The organism is Pseudomonas lundensis (assembly GCF_001042985.1).
GTDB lineage: Bacteria > Pseudomonadota > Gammaproteobacteria > Pseudomonadales > Pseudomonadaceae > Aquipseudomonas > Aquipseudomonas lundensis.
The window spans coordinates 55,253-75,415 of record NZ_JYKY01000007.1 but is presented as its reverse complement, the minus strand read 5'-3'; the positions used below and the strand labels follow the sequence as shown (position 1 = coordinate 75,415).

Below are 20,163 nucleotides of genomic sequence, written 5' to 3'. Positions count from 1 at the left end.
AAAACCCTCTTTGATTAGTTAAACCCGGCCCGCGAGTGCGCCGCGGGCCGATCAGTCGCGTAGTGGGGCCGGCGCCAGAACTTCACGCGAGCCATTGGTGTTCATGGAGGTTACAACCCCGGCCATTTCCATGGATTCAATCATGCGCGCCGCGCGGTTGTAGCCGATCTTCAATTTTCGCTGAACGGCTGAAATAGAGGCGCGACGGCTTTCCAGTACAAACTGGACAGCTTCGTCATACAAGGCGTCGGTTTCTGCATCATCACCGCCTTCGCCACCACCGCCTTCAAAGCCGCTGCCTGCTTCTTCCACCCCGCTGAGGATGTCGTCGTTGTAATCCGGGCTGCCGCGCAGCTTCCAGGCTTCAACCACACGGTGCACTTCTTCGTCGGACACAAACGCGCCATGCACGCGAATCGGCAAGCTAGTGCCAGGCGGCATGTAGAGCATGTCACCGTGCCCCAGCAGTTGCTCGGCACCGCCTTGGTCGATGATGGTCCGGGAGTCGATCTTGCTCGACACCTGAAACGCCATGCGGGTCGGAATGTTGGCCTTGATCAGACCGGTGATCACATCCACCGAAGGACGCTGGGTCGCGAGAATCAAGTGAATCCCCGCCGCACGGGCTTTTTGCGCGATGCGGGCGATCAGTTCTTCCACCTTCTTGCCGACGATCATCATCATGTCGGCAAACTCGTCGACCACCACGACGATGGTCGGCAATTTGGTCAGCAGCGGCGCTTCGTCGTGGATGCTTTCGCGCTTGTACAGCGGATCGGTCAACGGCTCGCCCGCTTCTTGGGCGTCCTTGATCTTCTGGTTGAAGCCCGCGAGGTTACGCACGCCCATCTTGGCCATCAGCTTGTAGCGACGCTCCATCTCCGCCACGCTCCAGCGCAAGGCGTTGGCGGCGTCTTTCATGTCGGTCACTACCGGGCACAGCAAGTGCGGGATGCCTTCGTAAATCGACAGTTCGAGCATTTTCGGGTCAATCATGATCAGCTTGGCGTCTTCCGGGCCCGACTTGAACAAGATCGACAGGATCATTGCGTTGACGCCTACCGACTTACCGGAACCCGTAGTACCGGCTACCAGCAAGTGCGGCATTTTCGCCAGATCGGTAATCACCGGTTTGCCGCCGATGTCATGCCCCAGGGCCAAGGCAACCGGCGACTTGGCATTATCAAATTCAGGGGTCGACAGCACTTCGCTGAAGCGCACGATCTGGCGGTCTTCGTTAGGGATCTCGATACCCACGGTGGTTTTACCCGGAATGACTTCAACCACCCGCACGCTGGTTACCGCCAGAGAACGTGCAAGGTCCTTGGCCAGGTTGGCAATGCGGCTGACTTTGACGCCTGCTGCGGGCTGAATCTCGTAACGGGTAATGACCGGGCCCGGGTGGATGGAGTCCACCGAGACCTCTACGCCGAACTCCTTGAGCTTGATCTCGAGCAGATGCCCCACCGCCGCCAGTGATTCAGGGGAGTAGTTGAGCTGCTTCTTTTCGGCCGGGTCGAGAATCGAGATCGGTGGCAGCGTGCCTTCAACCGCACTGTCGACAAACAGCGGCACCTGCTTCTCTTTCTGCACGCGCTTGCTGGGCTCCGGCGCCTTGGTGGGCACTGGGGCAATCACGGCCGGCACGTGTTTTTCACGTTCAGACATGTGCTTGCTCAGGGCCTGTTCGCGCTCAATCAGGCGCTCCTTGGCCTTGGCCTGCTCGCGTTTGTCGGAAACGCTGGGAGCCACCACTTCACTGACACGGGTGTCGACTTCTCGCAATTGCGCTTGCAGTTGCTTGCGTTCAGCACGATCTGACCACCAGCGATTGGCAGCGCCCTGAATCAACTCAAACAGATCAAGGGTGATCTTGCCCGTCAGGTCCATCACCTTGAACCACGACAAGTCCGTGAATACGGTCAGGCCAAACAGGAACAACGCAATCAGCAGCAGCGTACTGCCCTGCACGTTCAACGCGTTCCTGGCCAGATCCCCCAGGCTTTCGCCCAGTGCACCACCGGCGCCCGCCGGCAGGCCGGAAGCCGAGTGAAAATGAATGTGGGCCAGGGCCGCGCCGGACAGCACCAGAAACACCAGCCCGATCAGACGCCACGAAAACAGCCAGCCGCTCCACTGCCAGGGCTGATGCCGCTCACGGAAGATCTGGTAAGCCTTGACCGCCAGCAGCAGCGGAAAGATGTAGGCGAAGTAGCCCAGCACCATAAACAGGATGTCCGCGCTGTAAGAACCGGCAGGCCCGCCGAAGTTCTGCACATCCACCACGCGGCTGTTATGACTCCAGCCGGGATCGTCTTTGGCATAGGTCAGCAACGCCATCATCAGGAACAGGCAAAGGGCGCCAATCGCAATCAACGCACCTTCCTTGAGCCGGTAGTGCAATTGCTGACGCCAGAGAGGAACTTCTTTAGGTGCTGCTGTGGATTTCTTCAAAACGCGTGTTTTCCTGCGCCTGTGGCGCGCCCTACTATGGATTGACTGCAAAAATACTGCTCACGGCGAGCAGGTGACAAGTTCAGACATGAAACTGGACTAGCCTTACACACAGCCTTGTACTATTACGTGTTTTTTCATGACCAGCCCGCCATGTAAAACAGTGAATACTGTGCAGCTTAGAACAGCTCAAACAGGCGGGCCATTGTACGGGTTTGAGCCGCCGATGCCATGCTGGCACCCGAGGTTACAGAAATTGTCTTGTGCTACGCCCCAAAGCGCCAATTTGAGCATGCATTGCCTTGTGTGACAAAGACTTATAACAGGCGCCACACAGCCCCTGAATTGACTGCCAGATCGACTGAGACCGCACGTGCGCGACAGAGTTGCAGCCGCCCTCCCCTTCTACTGTAAGACTCAATGCCATGCTGACCTGGTTGAAACGCGACTCCCTGACATTCCCCCCCTTGGCCAACGCCATGCGCGAGCCCAATGGTTTGCTTGCCGCAGGCGGCGATTTGTCGGCCGACCGCCTGGTCCAGGCCTATCGTCACGGCTGTTTTCCGTGGTTTTCCGAAGGCCAGCCCATCCTGTGGTGGTCGCCAGACCCGCGCACGGTGCTATTTCCAGATGAGCTGCATGTTTCACGCAGTCTGGGCAAAGTGCTGCGCCAGCAGCGATACACCGTTACCTACGACCGGGATTTTCAGGCGGTCATCCAGGCTTGCGCGGCACCACGCGCCTACGCCGATGGCACGTGGATCACGGACGACATGCAAAATGCTTACATCGAACTTCACGAACGTGGACACGCCCATTCTGTTGAGGTGTGGGAGAACGATGAACTGGTGGGCGGCTTGTACGGCCTGGCGATGGGCCAACTGTTTTTTGGCGAATCCATGTTCAGCCGCGCCGACAACGCGTCCAAAGTCGGATTTGCTACCCTGGTCAAACAGCTTCAGGCCTGGGGATTTGTCTTGATTGACTGTCAGATGCCTACCCGCCATCTCGAAAGCCTCGGCGCACGCTCCATCCCGCGCGTGCAGTTCGCCGATTACCTGCACAACCATCTCGATCAACCGACAACCGCCTGCTGGCCCCGCCAGGCATGACCGTAGCGCAAAGTTGCCCGCGCCGGGTGCGGGAGAACACTCCAGGTTTAACGGGCGAGTTTTCCGAGCTGGCTTACACTTAATTCAAGGATTCACCGAGGGCCGATCATGACCGAGCTGGCGCGTTTGAAGTTTTATGCCACTCAACCTCACGCTTGCAGCTACCTGCCCGACGAACAAGCCACAACGCTGTTCCTCGATCCCAGCCAGCCGATGGACGTGCAGGTGTACGCCGACTTGTCCGAAATGGGCTTTCGCCGTAGTGGCGACCACCTTTACCGCCCACACTGCCTGCGATGCGATGCATGCACGGCAACACGCATCCCTGTGGCGCTTTTTAACCCGAGCCGTCAGCAAAAGCGCATCTTCAAGCGCAATGCAGACCTGCACGTGCAGGTGGCCAGGCCGGGGTTCAGCGAAGAACACTTCGACCTGTATCAGCGCTACATCGAGCAGCGCCATGCCGATGGCGATATGTACCCGCCCAGCCGCGATCAGTTTTCGACGTTTCTGGTGCGCGACCTGCCATTTTCCAGATTCTATGAATTCAGGCTGGACGGACGGCTGCTGGCAGTGGCCGTGACGGATGTGCTGCCTAACGGCCTGTCTGCGGTTTACACCTTTTATGATCCCGACGAAGAGCGCCGCAGCCTGGGCCGCTATTGCATCCTGTGGCAAATCACGGAAGCCGAGCGCCTTGGACTGGAAGCCGTTTATCTCGGTTACTGGATCAAAAACTGCAAAAAAATGAATTACAAGACCGAATACAGGCCTATTGAACTGCTGATTAACCAAAGATGGAGCACTCTTTACTGAACCCCCTTGGCGTGAACCCCACTTTTCGGGCACAATGCACGCCGCTTTTGCCTGGCGCAGTTGCACCGGGCCATTCACTGGACACCGAGGGCTTTACTGCATGTCGAAAGAAGACAGCTTCGAAATGGAAGGCACTGTCGTCGACACCCTGCCCAACACCATGTTTCGCGTGGAGTTGGAAAATGGGCACGTCGTAACCGCGCATATCTCCGGCAAGATGCGCAAGAACTACATCCGTATTCTTACCGGTGACAAAGTGCGCGTCGAGCTGACGCCCTATGACTTGAGCAAAGGGCGCATCACTTACCGCGCTCGCTAATCAAGTCAATACAAAACGCCCGGTTCTGCCGGGCGTTTTTGTTTGCCTGCGATTTGTCAGCATCCGGATCACCACGCCATAAAAAAAGCGCCTTTCGGCGCTTTTTTATGCTGGGCTGCTTTAAGCCATTTCAACCGCGGTTTCAAACTCGAAGGTCAACTCGCCGTCTTTCAGGTCGATGTGAACCACACCGCCATGATCGGCCAATTCGCCAAAAAGGATCTCTTCCGCCAGCGGGCGCTTGATCTTGTCCTGAATCAGACGCGCCATCGGACGCGCACCCATCAGCACATCGTAACCACCCGCCGCCAGCCAGCCACGTGCCGCGTCTGTGACATCAAGCTGCACGTGTTTGTCTTCCAGCTGCGCCTGAAGCTCGGTAAGGAACTTGTCCACCACGCTTTTGATGACCTCGTGACTGAGGCGACCAAACTGAATAATGGTGTCCAGGCGGTTGCGGAACTCCGGCGTGAAGCTTTTCTTGATCGCTTCCATGGCATCGGACGAGTGATCCTGGAAGGTAAACCCGATCGAAGCCCTGGAAGCGGTCTCGGCCCCGGCATTGGTGGTCATGATAATGATCACGTTACGGAAGTCGGCCTTGCGCCCGTTGTTGTCGGTGAGCGTCCCGTGGTCCATGACCTGCAACAACAGGTTAAAGACTTCAGGGTGCGCCTTCTCGATTTCATCGAGCAGCAACACGCAATGCGGCTGCTTGGTGATTGCCTCCGTCAGCAACCCCCCCTGATCAAACCCTACGTACCCGGGAGGAGCACCGATCAGACGCGAGACGGTGTGCCTTTCCATGTACTCGGACATGTCAAAGCGCACCAGCTCAACACCCAGCGCCTTGGCCAGTTGACGGGCCGCTTCGGTTTTACCCACGCCCGTCGGGCCTGCGAACAGGAAGGAACCGACCGGTTTGTCAGGCGACTTGAGCCCTGCACGGGAGAGCTTGATGGCCGTCGACAACGAATCAATGGCCGCATCCTGACCAAATACGGTCAGTTTCAAGTCACGCTCAAGGTTGCGCAGGAGTTCTTTATCGGAACTGGACACATGCTTAGGCGGAATTCGGGCGATTTTCGCCACGATGTCTTCCACCTGCTCGACCTCGATACGCTTGACGCGCTTCTCAACCGGTTGCAGGCGCTGGTAAGCACCCGCCTCATCGATGACATCAATGGCCTTGTCGGGCATATGGCGATCGTTGATGTAGCGTGATGCCAGCTCAGCCGCGGCACGCAGCGATTCGTCGCTGTATTCGATGCTGTGGTGCTGTTCAAAACGCCCTTTCAGCCCGCGCAGAATGCCGATGGTGTCTTCAACCGACGGCTCAGACACGTCCACTTTCTGGAAGCGACGCGCCAGTGCACGGTCCTTCTCGAAAATGCCACGAAATTCCTGGAACGTCGTGGAACCGATGCAGCGGATGTCCCCGGAAGACAGGAGCGGCTTGAGCAGATTGGACGCGTCCATCACGCCACCCGATGCAGCGCCAGCACCAATAATGGTGTGGATCTCATCGATAAACAGGATGGCTTGCGGGCGCTTCTTCAGCTCACCCAGCAACGCCTTGAACCGCTTCTCGAAATCGCCACGGTATTTGGTACCGGCCAGTAACGCGCCCAGATCCAGCGAGTAGACGATGCTATTGGCCAGCAAGTCCGGGACTTGATTATCAACAATACGTTTAGCCAGGCCTTCGGCAATTGCGGTTTTACCCACCCCGGCCTCACCGACCAGCAACGGGTTGTTTTTACGGCGCCGCGCAAGGATTTGAGCCACGCGCTCGACTTCATGCTCACGCCCAACCAGCGGGTCAATGCGACCCTGACGGGCCAGCTCGTTCAAGTTACTGGCATAGGCGTCCAGCGGATTGCTCGAAGAGGAGGTTTCACCGCCTTCCTCATCCTGCATGTCCTGTTCGCCGTCGGAATGTTCACCGTGGCCCGGCACTTTGGAGATGCCGTGTGCAATGAAATTCACCACATCAATGCGTGCAACGCTTTGTTGCTTGAGCAGGAATACCGCCTGGCTTTCCTGCTCGCTGAAAATGGCCACGAGCACGTTGGCGCCGGTCACTTCACGCTTGCCCGAACTTTGGACGTGAAATACCGCACGCTGCAGAACCCGTTGAAAACCGAGCGTAGGCTGGGTTTCACGGTCTTCATCGTGAACGGGGATCAGAGGGGTTGTGGAATCAATAAACTCTTGCAGGTCATGCTTGAGTTTGTCGAGGTTTGCGCCGCAGGCGCGTAGAACGGTTGCGGCTGCCTCATTATCTAAAAGCGCAAGAAGGAGGTGCTCAACCGTCATGAACTCATGACGCTTGGAGCGGGCTTCCTTGAAGGCAAGATTGAGGGTGACTTCGAGCTCGCGGTTTAACATGGCTTCACCTCATACCCAAGTGGTCGGCGTTAACCGTCCTTCTCGATTTCACAGAGTAGCGGATGCTGGCTTTCGCGTGCGTACTGATTTACCTGCATGGCCTTGGTCTCGGCAATGTCGCGGGTAAAGATGCCGCACACTGCCCGTCCTTCTGTATGAACGGCCAGCATGACCTTGGTCGCCAATTCGCGATTCAAGTTAAAAAACACCTCAAGTACTTCGACGACGAAATCCATGGGTGTGTAGTCATCGTTGAACAAAACCACCTTGTACATCGGCGGCGCCTGAAGTGCGGGCTTAGCCTCTTGCACAGCCAAGCCAGCGGAGTCGTCGTCATCAAAATCGGGTCGATCCTGATTGAATGTTAGTCGAATCTGGCTGATTGCATGCATGGAAAGAAAGGTTCGTCGTTGTGCGGTTACAGTGATGGAGGCAGGCGCATCAAATTTCAACAGCGCCGCCGCGTGACCTTGACTATCGGTAAAACGGTGTTACAACCATTGGTACCCAATGTGGGGAGTAAAGGTCCGCACAGTCAACCACTTTCAGGGTCGATGTGCGAGTGAACTGGATGATACTCCAGTGATGGAGTCGTTTGCAGCAGAGGGATATGAGTATGCAAGGCAAGGTCAAGTGGTTCAACAATGCCAAAGGCTTCGGCTTTATCAACGCGGACGCCAAGGAAGGCATAGATGAACACGGAGACAAGATCGACTTTTTCGCCCACTTTTCAGCCATTGAAATGGACGGCTACAAGACGCTCAAAGCGGGCCAGCCAGTCAATTTCGAAATCACTCAAGGCCCCAAAGGCCTGCACGCAGTGAAGATCACCAGCAATAAAGCCACCTCCCCCACGACTGCGACAGAGGCCAACACCCTCTCGGTCTGACCCGCCGATCCCACAGTCAGTGCAAAAAAAGGCCGATTCATTCACATGAATCGGCCTTTTCTGTCATTAAAGCCCTACATATGGGCAATCAGCGCATCGCCAAAACCTGAAGACGACACCAACGTGGCGCCTTCCATCAGGCGTTCGAAGTCATACGTCACGGTTTTGGCCGAAATTGCACCATTGGTGCCTTTGATAATCAGGTCCGCCGCTTCGGTCCAGCCCATGTGTCGCAGCATCATTTCAGCAGACAGGATGAGCGATCCGGGGTTGACCTGATCCTTGCCCGCGTACTTGGGCGCCGTGCCGTGGGTGGCCTCGAACATTGCGATGGTGTCCGACAGGTTGGCGCCCGGCGCAATACCGATACCGCCCACTTCTGCTGCAAGCGCATCGGACAGGTAGTCGCCGTTGAGATTGAGCGTGGCGATCACGTCATATTCGGCGGGACGCAGCAGAATCTGCTGGAGCATGGCGTCGGCAATGGCGTCCTTGACGATGACATTGCGTCCGGTTTTAGGGTTCTTGAATTGCATCCACGGGCCGCCGTCGAGCAGGGTTGCACCGAACTCCTCGGCCGCCACTTCGTAAGCCCATTCCTTGAAGGCACCTTCGGTGAACTTCATGATGTTGCCTTTGTGCACGATGGTCAGCGACTCGCGGTCGTTGTCCACCACATATTGCAAGGCTTTGCGCGCCAGACGCTTGGTGCCTTCTCGGGAGACCGGTTTGACGCCGATGCCGCAGTCCTGGTCGAAACGGATTTTGGTCACACCCATTTCTTCTTTCAGGAACTTGATCACCTTGTTCGCTTCAGGCGAACCGGCTTTCCATTCGATGCCGGCATAAATGTCTTCGGAGTTCTCGCGGAAGATGGTCATGTCGACGTCGCCCGGCTTTTTGACCGGACTGGGCACGCCTTCAAACCAACGCACGGGGCGCAGGCAGACATACAGATCGAGTTGCTGGCGCAGGGCTACGTTCAAGGAGCGAATACCGCCACCGACCGGCGTGGTCAGCGGGCCCTTGATCGACACGACGTATTCCTTGACTGCATCCAGTGTTTCCTGAGGCAGCCACGTGTCCTGATCGTAAACCTGAGTAGCCTTCTCGCCCGCATACACCTCCATCCAGGAGATGTTGCGCTTGCCGCCGTAGGCCTTGCTCACAGCAGCATCCACCACTTTGATCATGACCGGGCTGATATCGACACCGATGCCGTCACCTTCGATGTAAGGAATGATCGGGTTGTCGGGCACGTTCAGGGAGTGGTCTGCATTGACGGTGATTTTTTCACCTGCGGCTGGAACCTTGATCTTGTTGTATCCCATGCTGAACTCCATATGTGGGTTTAACATCTATGCCGCTCTCGAGCGTAACCCAGTTGAATGGGGACGCAAACCGAATGTTCTACATACCCGGTTACTTGCCTGCCACAACCCTCCTGACAAGCCCGGATACAAAGGGGTTAGCGACACAATACAGGGCGATATGCGAACGCTTCTTAGACCAATGGATGACCGCTGATCCACCTCAGCCCTCGCCGGAACATTAGTGACCTATGTATACTGCGCCGGTGACCGCGGAGTCATCGCGAAGCACCACACTGCAATGAGTCTTTCAGGCCTAGAAAGGCTGAGCCGTTACCCCGGCTCGACCGCTTGACGCTCTACTGATGCATTCACATCACCGCGAAGAACCTCGACTTTCGGCTCATTGTTCACTGTGAACGAAAGCGCCTACCCTGCGCATCTCGAGAATCTGAGCACGCTCAGCAAAGAAGAGAGTTAATCCGAAATGCCCACCCGTTCGAAGATCATCTATACCTTCACCGACGAAGCTCCGGCCCTCGCCACCTATTCACTGCTGCCTATCATCGAAGCGTTCACCGCTCCGGCTGATATCGCTGTTGAGACGCGCGACATCTCTCTGGCAGGCCGAATCCTTGCCAGCTTCCCCGAGCAATTGGGTGCCAAGGCCGTAGCAGACCACCTCGCCGAATTGGGCGCCCTGGCCGTTACCCCTGAAGCCAACATCATCAAGCTGCCTAACATCAGCGCCTCGGTCCCGCAATTGCAGGCCGCGATCAAAGAACTGCAAGCGCAGGGCTTCGATATCCCGGATTACCCCGAGTCAGTCACCACTGATGCCGAGAAAGACGTCAAAGCGCGTTACAGCAAAGTCATGGGCAGCGCCGTAAACCCGGTACTGCGCGAAGGCAACTCCGACCGCCGCGCACCGCTGTCGGTGAAAAACTACGCACGCAAGCACCCGCACAAAATGGGCGCCTGGGCCGCAGACTCCAAGTCCCACGTGGCTCACATGAGCGAAGGCGACTTCTACGGCAGCGAAAAAGCGGCCCTGATTGAAGCCCCGGACAGCGTCAAAATCGAATTGATCGCTCAAGACGGCACGACCACCGTCCTGAAAGAAAAAACGGCCGTACAGGCCGGCGAGATCATCGATTGTTCCGTCATGAGCAAAAAAGCCCTGCGCCAGTTCGTAGCGGCCGAAATCGAAGACGCCAAGAAACAAGGCGTACTGTTCTCGGTTCACCTGAAAGCCACCATGATGAAGGTCTCCGACCCGATCATGTTTGGTCAGATCGTGGCCGAGTTCTACAAGGACGCGCTGGAAAAACACGCTGACGTCCTGAAAGAAATCGGTTTCAACCTGAACAACGGCATCGGCGACCTGTACGCCCGCATCAAGGCCCTGCCGGCGGACAAGCAAGCCGAAATCGAGGCGGACATCCAGGCGGTCTACGCCAATCGCCCAGCGCTGGCGATGGTTAACTCCGACAAAGGCATCACCAACCTGCACGTGCCGAGCGACGTCATCGTCGACGCGTCGATGCCAGCCATGATCCGTGACTCCGGCAAAATGTGGGGCACTGACGGTCAACTGCACGACGCCAAGGCCGTGATCCCGGATCGCTGCTACGCAACCATCTACCAGGCGGTTATCGAAGACTGCAAGCAACACGGCGCCTTCGATCCGACCACCATGGGCAGCGTGCCAAACGTTGGCCTGATGGCCCAGAAAGCCGAAGAGTACGGCTCCCACGACAAGACCTTCCAGATCAAGACCGATGGCGTGGTTCGCGTGAGCGACAGCAACGGCAACGTGTTGATGGAACAAAAAGTCGAAGCGGGCGATATCTGGCGCATGTGCCAGGCCAAAGACGCGCCGATCCGCGACTGGGTCAAACTGGCCGTCAACCGCGCTCGCGCCAGCAACACCCCTGCTGTTTTCTGGCTGGACCCACAACGTAGCCACGACGGCGTGATGATCGAGAAAGTTCAGGCTTACCTGAAGGATCACGACACCAGCGGCCTGGACATTCGCATCATGTCCCCGGTTGAGGCCATGAAGTTCACGCTGGAGCGCACCCGCAAGGGTCTGGACACTATCTCGGTGACCGGTAACGTTCTGCGCGACTACCTGACTGACCTGTTCCCGATCATGGAACTGGGCACCAGCGCCAAAATGCTGTCGATCGTTCCGCTGATGAATGGCGGCGGCCTGTTCGAAACCGGCGCGGGCGGTTCGGCACCCAAGCACGTGCAGCAACTGCTGGAAGAAAACTTCCTGCGTTGGGACTCGCTGGGCGAATTCCTGGCATTGGCTGCTTCCCTGGAGCACCTGGGCACGACCTACAACAACCCGAAAGCGTTGGTGTTGGCCAAAACCCTGGACCAGGCCACTGGCCAGTTCCTCGACAACAACAAATCGCCATCGCGCAAAGTCGGCAATATCGACAACCGCGGTAGCCACTTCTACCTGGCTCTGTACTGGGCACAAGCCCTGGCAGCCCAGACCGAAGACAAAGACTTGCAAGCCCAGTTTGCCCCAGTGGCAAAAGCCATGGCCGAGAACGAAGCAACCATCGTTGCCGAACTCAACGCCGTTCAGGGCAAGCCGGTCGACATCGGTGGTTACTACCACGCCGATGCCGACAAGGTCAGCAACGTTATGCGCCCTAGCGCCACACTGAACGCGATCATCGCTTCGGTGTAAGAGCAACACCGCAACACCACAAACCCCGGCCCACGACGCCGGGGTTTGTGTTTTTGGGCTTCCCACTGCCGACACCTGCAGAGGTTGGGGTTGGCACACACTTTCTGTAGGATCCAGAACCCACCCTCCTTCAAGCCGAGCACATTTTATGGAATGGAAACCCCACATCACAGTTGCCACGGTCGTCGAAGACCATGGTCGCTTCCTGATGGTCGAAGAGCTCAAGCACGAGCGCGCTGTGCTTAATCAGCCTGCCGGGCATCTGGACCCCAATGAAAGCCTGATCCAGGCCGCGATTCGCGAGACCTTCGAAGAAACCGGCTATGACGTTGAATTGACTGGCGTGATCGGCATTTACCTGTACACCGCCCCCAGCAATGGTGTGACCTATCAGCGCGTGTGCTTTGCAGGCAAAGCGCTCAAGCATCACCCCGACTCACCGCTCGATACGGGGATTATCGGCCCGCGGTGGTTGACCCGCGACGAGTTACTCGCACAACGCCACCGCTGGCGCAGCGAACTGACCTTGCTTTGCATCGACGATTATCTGTCCGGCAAATTGTTTGACCTCTCGTTAATCCGCCCTTCGGTTTAGCCTTGAGCGCTCGGGCCTGCTAGAATCGCGTCCTTTTTCAAGACACTCATTGAAACCCTATGCGTGATCCAGCCTTAGTCGCCCCCGAAAAACAGCGCGTCATTGTCGGCATGTCCGGCGGTGTTGACTCTTCCGTTTCCGCCGTTCTGCTCATGGAGCAGGGCTATCAGGTGGAAGGCCTGTTCATGAAGAACTGGGAGGAAGACGACGGAACGGATTACTGCACCGCCATGGATGACCTGGCAGACGCCCAGGCCGTGTGCGACAAAATCGGCATCAAGCTGCACACCGCCAATTTTGCCGCCGAATACTGGGACAACGTGTTTGAACACTTCCTGGCCGAATACAAGGCCGGACGCACGCCTAACCCGGACATCCTGTGTAACCGTGAAATCAAGTTCAAGGCGTTTCTCGAGTACGCCCTGATGCTTGGCGCCGACCTGATTGCCACCGGCCACTACGTGCGCCGTCGCGACATCGACGGCCGCACCGAGTTGCTCAAGGGCCTGGACCCAAACAAAGACCAGAGCTACTTCCTGCACGCGGTAGGCGGCGAGCAAATTGCCCGCACCCTGTTCCCGGTCGGTGAACTGGAAAAACCCGAAGTGCGCAAGATTGCCGAGCAACATGGCCTGGCGACCGCCAAGAAGAAAGACTCCACCGGTATTTGCTTCATTGGTGAACGCCGTTTCAGCGATTTCCTCAAGCAATACCTGCCCGCTCAACCGGGCGAGATCAAAACCACCGACGGCGAAGTCATCGGCCGCCACCACGGCCTGATGTATCACACCATTGGCCAGCGGCAGGGCCTGGGTATCGGCGGCCTGAAAGACGCCAGCGACGAGCCGTGGTACGTGCTGCACAAAGACCTCGAAAACAACGAGCTGATTGTCGGCCAGGGTAACGATCACCCATGGCTGTTTTCGCGCGCCCTGCTCGCGTCGGAGATTTTCTGGGTCAACCCGATTAACCTCGACAGCCCGCTGCGCCTGACCGCCAAAGTGCGTTATCGCCAGAGCGATCAGCCCTGCACGCTGGAAAAAACCGCCAGCGGCTACCGCGCGACCTTCGATGACCCGCAACGCGCCGTTACACCCGGCCAGTCAGTGGTGTTCTACGATGGCGAAGTGTGCCTGGGTGGCGGCGTGATCGAAGTGGCCGAACCCTGGAACCACAAGGGCGAACAGGCATGAATGCCACCCAGGAACAACTGATCGCACTCGGCGGGGTTTTTCTGGCTGCCGTGCTGGTGGACAAAATCGCCCGCACCGGCCAGGTCGGCGAAGCGGATCTGGCCTGCATGCTTGGCACATTGCTGGTGCGCGACCCGAAAGACACGCTGGAAGTGTTTGGCGGTGACGACATCAACCTGCGCGAAGGTTACCGGGCCCTCATTGGCGCCCTTGAACGCGACCCCAATACGTTGCAGCGCGAGCCTTTGCGCTACGCCCTGTCGATGCTCAACCTGGAGCGCCAACTGGCCAAGCGTGACGACATGCTTGAACTGATCGGCAAACGCTTGCCGCAGATCCAGTCCCAGGTCGAGCACTTCGGTCCGGCTCATGAAAACGTCGTGGCTGCCTGTGGCGCACTGTATCAGGACACCCTCAGCACACTGCGCCAGCGCATTCAGGTCCACGGCGACATGCGCAACCTGCAACAACCCAGCAACGCCGCCAAAATTCGCGCTCTGCTGCTGGCCGGGATCCGCTCGGCTCGCTTGTGGCGCCAATTGGGCGGTCATCGCTGGCAGCTGGTATTCAGCCGTCGCAAGCTGCTCAAAGAGCTTTATCCGATGCTGCGCGGCTAACACCCGCCAGAACGCACACCTTTGTAACGTCGCTTCGCGTATGACGCCGGTCACTTGGCAACGGACCGGCCGTTTTTTCATGTATGATACGCGCCCCATTTCGTTGCCCGACTGTCCGAGAACACCCCATGAAGCTCTCTTCGCTCACTGCGGTTTCCCCTGTTGACGGCCGCTACGCCGGCAAAACCCAGGCCCTGCGCCCTATTTTCAGCGAGTACGGCCTGATCCGTGCCCGCGTATTGGTTGAAGTTCGCTGGCTCCAGCGTTTGGCTGCCCACGCCGCCATCCCGGAAGTCCCGGCCTTCTCCGCCGAAGCCAACGCCGTTCTGAATGAACTGGCCGAAAACTTCTCTCTGGAACACGCCGAACGCGTCAAAGAGATCGAGCGCACCACCAACCACGACGTCAAAGCCATTGAGTACCTGCTCAAGGAGCAGGCTGCCAAGCTGCCGGAACTGGCCAATGTCAGCGAATTCATCCACTTTGCCTGCACGAGCGAGGACATCAACAACCTGTCCCACGCCCTGATGCTGCGCGAAGGCCGTGATGAGGTGATGCTGCCACTGATGCGTCAAACCGCTGAAGCCATCCGTGAACTGGCCATCCGCTTTGCCGACGTGCCGATGCTGTCGCGCACCCACGGTCAACCGGCGTCGCCTACCACCCTGGGTAAAGAGCTGGCCAACGTGGTTTACCGCCTGGAGCGCCAGATCGCTCAAGTGGCCGCCGTACCGCTGCTGGGTAAAATCAACGGCGCCGTGGGCAACTACAACGCCCACCTGTCGGCCTACCCGCAGATCGACTGGGAAGCCAACGCCCGCGCCTTCATCGAAGACGAACTGGGCCTGGGTTTCAACCCATACACCACGCAGATCGAACCGCACGACTACATTGCCGAGCTGTTCGACGCCATTGCGCGTTTCAACACCATCCTGATCGACTTCGACCGCGACATCTGGGGCTACATCTCCCTGGGCTACTTCAAGCAGCGCACCATCGCGGGCGAGATCGGTTCATCGACCATGCCGCACAAGGTCAACCCGATCGACTTCGAAAACTCCGAAGGCAACCTGGGGATCGCCAACGCGCTGTTCCAGCACCTGGCCAGCAAACTGCCCATCTCCCGCTGGCAGCGCGACCTGACCGACTCCACCGTGCTGCGCAACCTCGGCGTGGGCTTTGCTCACAGCGTGATCGCGTACGAAGCCAGCCTCAAAGGCATCAGCAAACTGGAGCTCAACGCCCAGAAAATCGCTGCTGACCTGGATGCCTGCTGGGAAGTGCTGGCGGAGCCGATCCAGACCGTCATGCGCCGCTACAACATTGAAAACCCGTACGAGAAGCTCAAAGAGCTGACGCGCGGCAAGGGCATCAGCCCTGAAGCACTGCAGACGTTCATTGATAGCCTTGAAATGCCGGAAGCGGCCAAGGCCGAGCTGAAGCTGCTGACCCCTGCCAATTACATCGGCAACGCGGTCGAACAGACCAAGCGCATCTGAGTGCTGTAACGACCTACTAACGCCCGGCCGTGCCGGGCGTTTTTATTCCCGAATACAAAGCGCAACTTTTCAATAGGTTACACATGAATCCTGATCTTCCTCTTCAACTTCTGGGCGGCATGACTGCACGCGAATTCATGCGCGACTACTGGCAGAAAAAACCGCTGCTGATCCGACAGGCAATCCCTGACTTCGAAAGCCCGATCGATGCCGACGAACTGGCCGGTTTGGCACTTGAAGAGGAGGTCGAATCACGACTGGTCATCGAACACGGCGAACGCCCGTGGGAGCTGCGCCGCGGGCCTTTTGCCGAAGATGAGTTCGGCAAACTGCCTGAACGCGAATGGACTTTGCTGGTGCAAGCCGTCGATCAGTTCGTGCCTGAAGTGGGCGAGCTGCTGGAGCACTTTCGCTTCCTGCCGAGCTGGCGTATTGACGACGTGATGATCAGCTACGCCGCACCTGGCGGCAGCGTCGGTCCGCACTTCGACAATTACGACGTATTCCTGCTGCAAGGGGCTGGCCAGCGTCACTGGCAGATCGGCCAGATGTGCGACTCCGACAGCGCCCTGCTGGAACACGCCGACCTGCGCATCCTGGCAGACTTCCAGGCCACCGATGAGTGGACACTGGAACCCGGCGACATGCTGTATCTGCCGCCACGCCTTGCCCATAGCGGTGTAGCCGTGGACGACTGCCTGACCTACTCGGTCGGTTTCCGCGCCCCGAGCGCCGCTGAAGTACTGACCCACTTCACCGACTTCCTCAGCCAGTACCTGCCGGATGAAGAACGTTACACCGATGCCGACGCACAACCGGTCAGCGACCCGCATCAGATCCAGCGCGATGCGCTGGATCGCTTGAAAGGTTTGCTCGCTGAACACATGAGCGATGAACGCATGCTCCTGACCTGGTTCGGCCAGTTCATGACCGAGCCGCGCTATCCGGAACTCGTCGTCGGCCCCGAGCTCGAAGAAGAAGACCTGCTCGGCAGTCTCGACCAGGGCGCGGTATTGATCCGCAACCCGAGTGCCCGACTGGCCTGGTCTGAAGTGGATGAAGACCTGCTTCTGTTTGCCAGCGGACAGAGCCGTCTGCTGCCGGGCAAACTGCGCGATCTCTTGAAAATGATCTGTGCCGCCGATGCCTTGCATGCCGAAAACCTCGGCCCGTGGCTGGCAGATGAGGATGGCCGCAACCTGCTGTGTGAATTGGTCAAACAAGGAAGCCTGGGGTTCGCTGATGAATAAAATTCGCGTACGTGTCGCCGACTGGCAAAAGGATAACGCCGAACTTCGACGCATCCGTGAAGCCGTGTTTATCAACGAACAACACGTCCCGCCCGAACTGGAGTGGGATTCGGACGACAGCAGCGCCGTACACTTTCTGGCCTTTGAGGGCGATTTCGCCATTGGCACGGCCCGACTCCTGGCGGATGGCCAGATAGGCCGCGTATCCGTCCTCAAGGACTGGCGAGGGCTGAAAGTCGGCGACGCCCTGATGCAGGCCACCCTCGAACAAGCCGAAGAACGCGGCTTGAAAGAGGTGAAGCTGAGCGCACAGGTGCACGCCACGCCTTTCTATGAGCGGCTCGGGTTCAAGATCGTGAGCGACGAGTTTCTGGAGGCGGGCATTCCGCACGTGGACATGGTGCGCTGCGCCTGACACACGTGAACGCTGCTCCTGAATAAAAAACGCCCTGCCATCGTCGGATCGCAGGGCGTTTTGCTGTGTGTCATTCAACCCCGTCACATTTAGGCCGACAAACTGGCACACTGCTTTCATCCCTTTTCAAGCCTTGCGGAGATAACAGACATGGTCTTACGCCCACTCATCGCCGGTCTGATGATGCTGTTGAGCCTCAGCGCCCTTGCCGATACCCAAGTCATCACACTGCAAAACCGCACTAGCGCGGACTTACTGCCGGTGGCCCAGAACTTCATCGGCAAGGACGGCAACGTCACCGTTTACGGCAATCAACTCATCGTCGAGGCCCCGGCCCAGAAAATCCAGGGCCTGGAAGACTTGCTCAGCCAGCTCGACACGCCTGCGCGCCGTTTGCTGATCACAGTCGATACCAGCGATAGCAACCTGCCTGACAGCAATAGCAATACGCGGGTCTACAGCACCGCCAGCCGTGACGGCGGCGTTCAGCAGATTCAGGCCACTGAAGGTGTTCCCGCCTTGATCCAGACAGGCCAAAGCATTCCCCAGACCAGCACCCAGACCGACGCATACGGGCGCCTCTCGGCACAAACTGCTTATCGCAATGTGACCAAGGGCTTCTACATCACCGCCAGCGTTACGGGTGAAACGGTACACCTGGCGATCAGCACCAACCGCGACCGCATGAGCCAGGAACAGCCGGATGTAGTGAACGTGCAAAGTACCGACACGCAGGTCAGCGGCCCCCTCGGCCAATGGATCACAGTGGCGGGCATCAGCGGCCAGAATCTGGCTGGCCAGCAGGGCCAAACCCGCACTTACTCGACTCAAAGCCGGGATGACATGACATTGCGGGTCAAAGTCGACGCACTCGACCCAAAAGGCCAAAACTGACTGACGGGTCGTATTAGACCAAATATGTAGTGCCGCCAAAAAAGCACTACAAAACGTTTGACGACTCAAAAAAGCGAAGGCATGATGGCCCCGCTCCCGCCGATCAGAGGCCCTGTAAAGCGCCTCTGACCGCTAGCGAGAAGCCATTCACGCACGTATACGAACAAAATGGTTGTGTGCCTGGTGGAGCAAAAATTTTTCAACCCAGACCTATGCGACGAGGTTTATCACCATGGCACTGACACGCGAACAGCAAATTGCAGCCCTCGAGAAAGACTGGGCCGAAAACCCACGCTGGAAAGGCGTGACTCGCGATTACTCCGCTGCTGACGTGGTCCGCCTGCGCGGCTCGGTTCAACCCGAGCACACCTTTGCAAAAATGGGCGCCGAAAAGCTGTGGAAACTGGTGACTCAGGGCGCACACCCGTCCTTCCGTCCTGAAAAAGATTTCGTCAACTGCATGGGCGCCCTGACCGGGGGCCAGGCAGTACAACAGGTTAAAGCCGGTATCCAGGCTATCTACCTGTCGGGCTGGCAAGTGGCGGCAGACAACAACTCTGCCGAATCCATGTACCCCGACCAGTCGCTGTACCCGGTGGACTCCGTTCCAACCGTGGTCAAGCGCATCAATAACTCGTTCCGTCGCGCCGACCAGATTCAGTGGAAATCCGGCAAGAACCCGGGCGACCAAGGTTATATCGACTACTTCGCCCCCATCGTGGCAGATGCTGAAGCCGGTTTCGGCGGCGTACTCAATGCCTACGAGCTGATGAAAAACATGATCGAAGCGGGTGCTGCAGGCGTTCACTTCGAAGACCAACTGGCGTCGGTTAAAAAATGCGGTCACATGGGCGGCAAGGTATTGGTGCCCACTCAGGAAGCCGTACAGAAGCTGACTGCGGCCCGACTGGCTGCCGACGTGGCAGGCGTACCGACCATCATTCTGGCCCGTACCGATGCTAACGCTGCCGACTTGCTGACTTCCGACTGCGATCCGTACGACAAGCCATTTGTATCCGGTGAACGCACGAAGGAAGGCTTCTACAAAGTGCGCGCTGGCCTGGATCAAGCGATTGCCCGTGGCCTGGCCTACGCGCCGTACGCCGACCTGATCTGGTGTGAAACCGCCAAGCCGGACTTGGACGAAGCGCGCCGCTTTGCTGAAGCGATCAAAAAGGAATACCCGGACCAGATTCTGTCCTACAACTGCTCGCCTTCCTTCAACTGGAAGAAAAACCTGGACGACGCGACCATCGCCAAATTCCAGCGCGAACTGTCGGCAATGGGCTACAAGCATCAGTTCATCACCCTGGCTGGCATTCACAACATGTGGCACAGCATGTTCAACCTGGCGCACGACTACGCCCGTAACGACATGACCGCCTACGTGAAGCTGCAAGAGCAGGAGTTTGCTGACGCCGCCAAGGGTTACACCTTCGTTGCACACCAGCAGGAAGTAGGCACCGGTTACTTCGATGACATGACCACCGTGATTCAGGGTGGCTCGTCCTCGGTCACCGCCCTGACCGGCTCGACCGAAGAAGAACAGTTCCACTGATTGCCCGGCAACCAGTGAAACGACGGCCATTGCCTCGCCTGTAAAGAACAAACGCAATGCCTTGAACATAACGCCCCGACTGGTTTTCGGGGCGTTTTTTTTATCCAAATTTCGTCAAGATCCGCCCGCACATCGACGAAA

The 20,163-nt window shown here is 57.9% G+C and carries 17 protein-coding genes; 13 read left to right on the top strand and 4 right to left on the bottom strand.

The features are described from left to right. Window positions 1-51: 51 nt before the first annotated feature. On the bottom strand, window positions 52-2,454 hold the full coding sequence (locus TU74_RS07970) for a DNA translocase FtsK (RefSeq protein ID WP_047292790.1): 2,403 nt from the start codon (window positions 2,452-2,454) through the stop codon (window positions 52-54). 425 nt (window positions 2,455-2,879) lie between these two features. Here TU74_RS07970 and aat point away from each other — a divergent pair, with 425 nt between their 5' ends. From aat to infA, 3 genes are all read left to right on the top strand, one after another. Then, on the top strand, window positions 2,880-3,566 hold the full coding sequence (gene aat, locus TU74_RS07965; protein WP_047292788.1) for a leucyl/phenylalanyl-tRNA--protein transferase: 687 nt from the start codon (window positions 2,880-2,882) through the stop codon (window positions 3,564-3,566). Window positions 3,567-3,674: 108 nt separating this feature from the next. Further along, on the top strand, window positions 3,675-4,382 hold the full coding sequence (locus tag TU74_RS07960) for an arginyltransferase (RefSeq protein ID WP_047274330.1): 708 nt from the start codon (window positions 3,675-3,677) through the stop codon (window positions 4,380-4,382). Window positions 4,383-4,482: 100 nt separating this feature from the next. Further along, complete coding sequence (infA, locus tag TU74_RS07955; RefSeq protein WP_002553999.1) at window positions 4,483-4,701, top strand: translation initiation factor IF-1; 219 nt, start codon at window positions 4,483-4,485, stop codon at window positions 4,699-4,701. Window positions 4,702-4,821: 120 nt separating this feature from the next. Here infA and clpA read toward each other — a convergent pair whose 3' ends face one another. Both clpA and clpS read right to left on the bottom strand, forming a co-directional pair. Continuing rightward, a complete protein-coding gene (gene clpA, locus TU74_RS07950; protein ID WP_047274328.1) occupies window positions 4,822-7,092 on the bottom strand; it encodes an ATP-dependent Clp protease ATP-binding subunit ClpA in 2,271 nt (756 codons plus the stop codon). A gap of 29 nt (window positions 7,093-7,121) precedes the next feature. Next, window positions 7,122-7,484: an ATP-dependent Clp protease adapter ClpS gene (clpS, locus tag TU74_RS07945; RefSeq protein WP_047274327.1), complete on the bottom strand. Its 363-nt coding sequence runs from the start codon at window positions 7,482-7,484 to the stop codon at window positions 7,122-7,124. A gap of 224 nt (window positions 7,485-7,708) precedes the next feature. Here clpS and TU74_RS07940 point away from each other — a divergent pair, with 224 nt between their 5' ends. Then, complete coding sequence (locus TU74_RS07940) at window positions 7,709-7,981, top strand: cold shock domain-containing protein (RefSeq protein ID WP_139145710.1); 273 nt, start codon at window positions 7,709-7,711, stop codon at window positions 7,979-7,981. Window positions 7,982-8,055: 74 nt separating this feature from the next. Here TU74_RS07940 and icd read toward each other — a convergent pair whose 3' ends face one another. After that, complete coding sequence (gene icd, locus TU74_RS07935; protein WP_047274325.1) at window positions 8,056-9,312, bottom strand: NADP-dependent isocitrate dehydrogenase; 1,257 nt, start codon at window positions 9,310-9,312, stop codon at window positions 8,056-8,058. Window positions 9,313-9,778: 466 nt separating this feature from the next. Between icd and TU74_RS07930 the strand changes: the two genes are divergently transcribed. From TU74_RS07930 to aceA, 9 genes are all read left to right on the top strand, one after another. Next, the gene (locus TU74_RS07930) at window positions 9,779-12,001 is read left to right on the top strand and encodes an NADP-dependent isocitrate dehydrogenase (protein ID WP_047292785.1); all 2,223 of its coding nucleotides are present in this window, start codon (window positions 9,779-9,781) and stop codon (window positions 11,999-12,001) included. Between the two features lie 148 nt (window positions 12,002-12,149). Next, window positions 12,150-12,596 carry an NUDIX hydrolase gene (locus tag TU74_RS07925; protein WP_047292783.1) on the top strand — a complete coding sequence of 149 codons (447 nt, stop codon included), beginning with the start codon at window positions 12,150-12,152 and terminating at the stop codon, window positions 12,594-12,596. A gap of 59 nt (window positions 12,597-12,655) precedes the next feature. After that, window positions 12,656-13,789 carry a tRNA 2-thiouridine(34) synthase MnmA gene (mnmA, locus tag TU74_RS07920; protein ID WP_048375874.1) on the top strand — a complete coding sequence of 378 codons (1,134 nt, stop codon included), beginning with the start codon at window positions 12,656-12,658 and terminating at the stop codon, window positions 13,787-13,789. Further along, window positions 13,786-14,406 (top strand): high frequency lysogenization protein HflD, encoded by a 621-nt coding sequence (gene hflD, locus TU74_RS07915; protein WP_047274318.1) that lies wholly within the window; start codon window positions 13,786-13,788, stop codon window positions 14,404-14,406. The genes mnmA and hflD overlap by 4 nt, the downstream gene beginning before the upstream one ends. A 128-nt stretch (window positions 14,407-14,534) precedes the next feature. Next, window positions 14,535-15,905: an adenylosuccinate lyase gene (gene purB, locus TU74_RS07910; RefSeq protein WP_048375872.1), complete on the top strand. Its 1,371-nt coding sequence runs from the start codon at window positions 14,535-14,537 to the stop codon at window positions 15,903-15,905. 83 nt (window positions 15,906-15,988) lie between these two features. Then, complete coding sequence (locus tag TU74_RS07905; protein WP_048375871.1) at window positions 15,989-17,155, top strand: ribosomal protein uL16 3-hydroxylase; 1,167 nt, start codon at window positions 15,989-15,991, stop codon at window positions 17,153-17,155. Further along, the gene (locus TU74_RS07900; protein WP_047274314.1) at window positions 17,148-17,570 is read left to right on the top strand and encodes a GNAT family N-acetyltransferase; all 423 of its coding nucleotides are present in this window, start codon (window positions 17,148-17,150) and stop codon (window positions 17,568-17,570) included. Before TU74_RS07905 ends, TU74_RS07900 begins: the two co-directional genes overlap by 8 nt. A gap of 150 nt (window positions 17,571-17,720) precedes the next feature. Further along, window positions 17,721-18,464 carry a secretin N-terminal domain-containing protein gene (locus tag TU74_RS07895; protein ID WP_048375869.1) on the top strand — a complete coding sequence of 248 codons (744 nt, stop codon included), beginning with the start codon at window positions 17,721-17,723 and terminating at the stop codon, window positions 18,462-18,464. 232 nt (window positions 18,465-18,696) lie between these two features. After that, the gene (gene aceA / locus TU74_RS07890; RefSeq protein WP_047274311.1) at window positions 18,697-20,022 is read left to right on the top strand and encodes an isocitrate lyase; all 1,326 of its coding nucleotides are present in this window, start codon (window positions 18,697-18,699) and stop codon (window positions 20,020-20,022) included. Window positions 20,023-20,163 lie beyond the last annotated feature (141 nt).

What these genes read in the sequence shown, in the direction of transcription:
- aat (WP_047292788.1), top strand. Translation starts at nt 2,880, where the DNA reads ATGCTGACCTGGTTGAAACGCGACTCCCTGACATTCCCCCCCTTGGCC.
- TU74_RS07960 (WP_047274330.1), top strand. Translation starts at nt 3,675, where the DNA reads ATGACCGAGCTGGCGCGTTTGAAGTTTTATGCCACTCAACCTCACGCT.
- infA (WP_002553999.1), top strand. Translation starts at nt 4,483, where the DNA reads ATGTCGAAAGAAGACAGCTTCGAAATGGAAGGCACTGTCGTCGACACC.
- clpA (WP_047274328.1), bottom strand. Translation starts at nt 7,092, where the DNA reads ATGTTAAACCGCGAGCTCGAAGTCACCCTCAATCTTGCCTTCAAGGAA.
- clpS (WP_047274327.1), bottom strand. Translation starts at nt 7,484, where the DNA reads ATGCATGCAATCAGCCAGATTCGACTAACATTCAATCAGGATCGACCC.
- TU74_RS07940 (WP_139145710.1), top strand. Translation starts at nt 7,709, where the DNA reads ATGCAAGGCAAGGTCAAGTGGTTCAACAATGCCAAAGGCTTCGGCTTT.
- icd (WP_047274325.1), bottom strand. Translation starts at nt 9,312, where the DNA reads ATGGGATACAACAAGATCAAGGTTCCAGCCGCAGGTGAAAAAATCACC.
- TU74_RS07930 (WP_047292785.1), top strand. Translation starts at nt 9,779, where the DNA reads ATGCCCACCCGTTCGAAGATCATCTATACCTTCACCGACGAAGCTCCG.
- TU74_RS07925 (WP_047292783.1), top strand. Translation starts at nt 12,150, where the DNA reads ATGGAATGGAAACCCCACATCACAGTTGCCACGGTCGTCGAAGACCAT.
- mnmA (WP_048375874.1), top strand. Translation starts at nt 12,656, where the DNA reads ATGCGTGATCCAGCCTTAGTCGCCCCCGAAAAACAGCGCGTCATTGTC.
- hflD (WP_047274318.1), top strand. Translation starts at nt 13,786, where the DNA reads ATGAATGCCACCCAGGAACAACTGATCGCACTCGGCGGGGTTTTTCTG.
- purB (WP_048375872.1), top strand. Translation starts at nt 14,535, where the DNA reads ATGAAGCTCTCTTCGCTCACTGCGGTTTCCCCTGTTGACGGCCGCTAC.
- TU74_RS07905 (WP_048375871.1), top strand. Translation starts at nt 15,989, where the DNA reads ATGAATCCTGATCTTCCTCTTCAACTTCTGGGCGGCATGACTGCACGC.
- TU74_RS07900 (WP_047274314.1), top strand. Translation starts at nt 17,148, where the DNA reads ATGAATAAAATTCGCGTACGTGTCGCCGACTGGCAAAAGGATAACGCC.
- TU74_RS07895 (WP_048375869.1), top strand. Translation starts at nt 17,721, where the DNA reads ATGGTCTTACGCCCACTCATCGCCGGTCTGATGATGCTGTTGAGCCTC.
- aceA (WP_047274311.1), top strand. Translation starts at nt 18,697, where the DNA reads ATGGCACTGACACGCGAACAGCAAATTGCAGCCCTCGAGAAAGACTGG.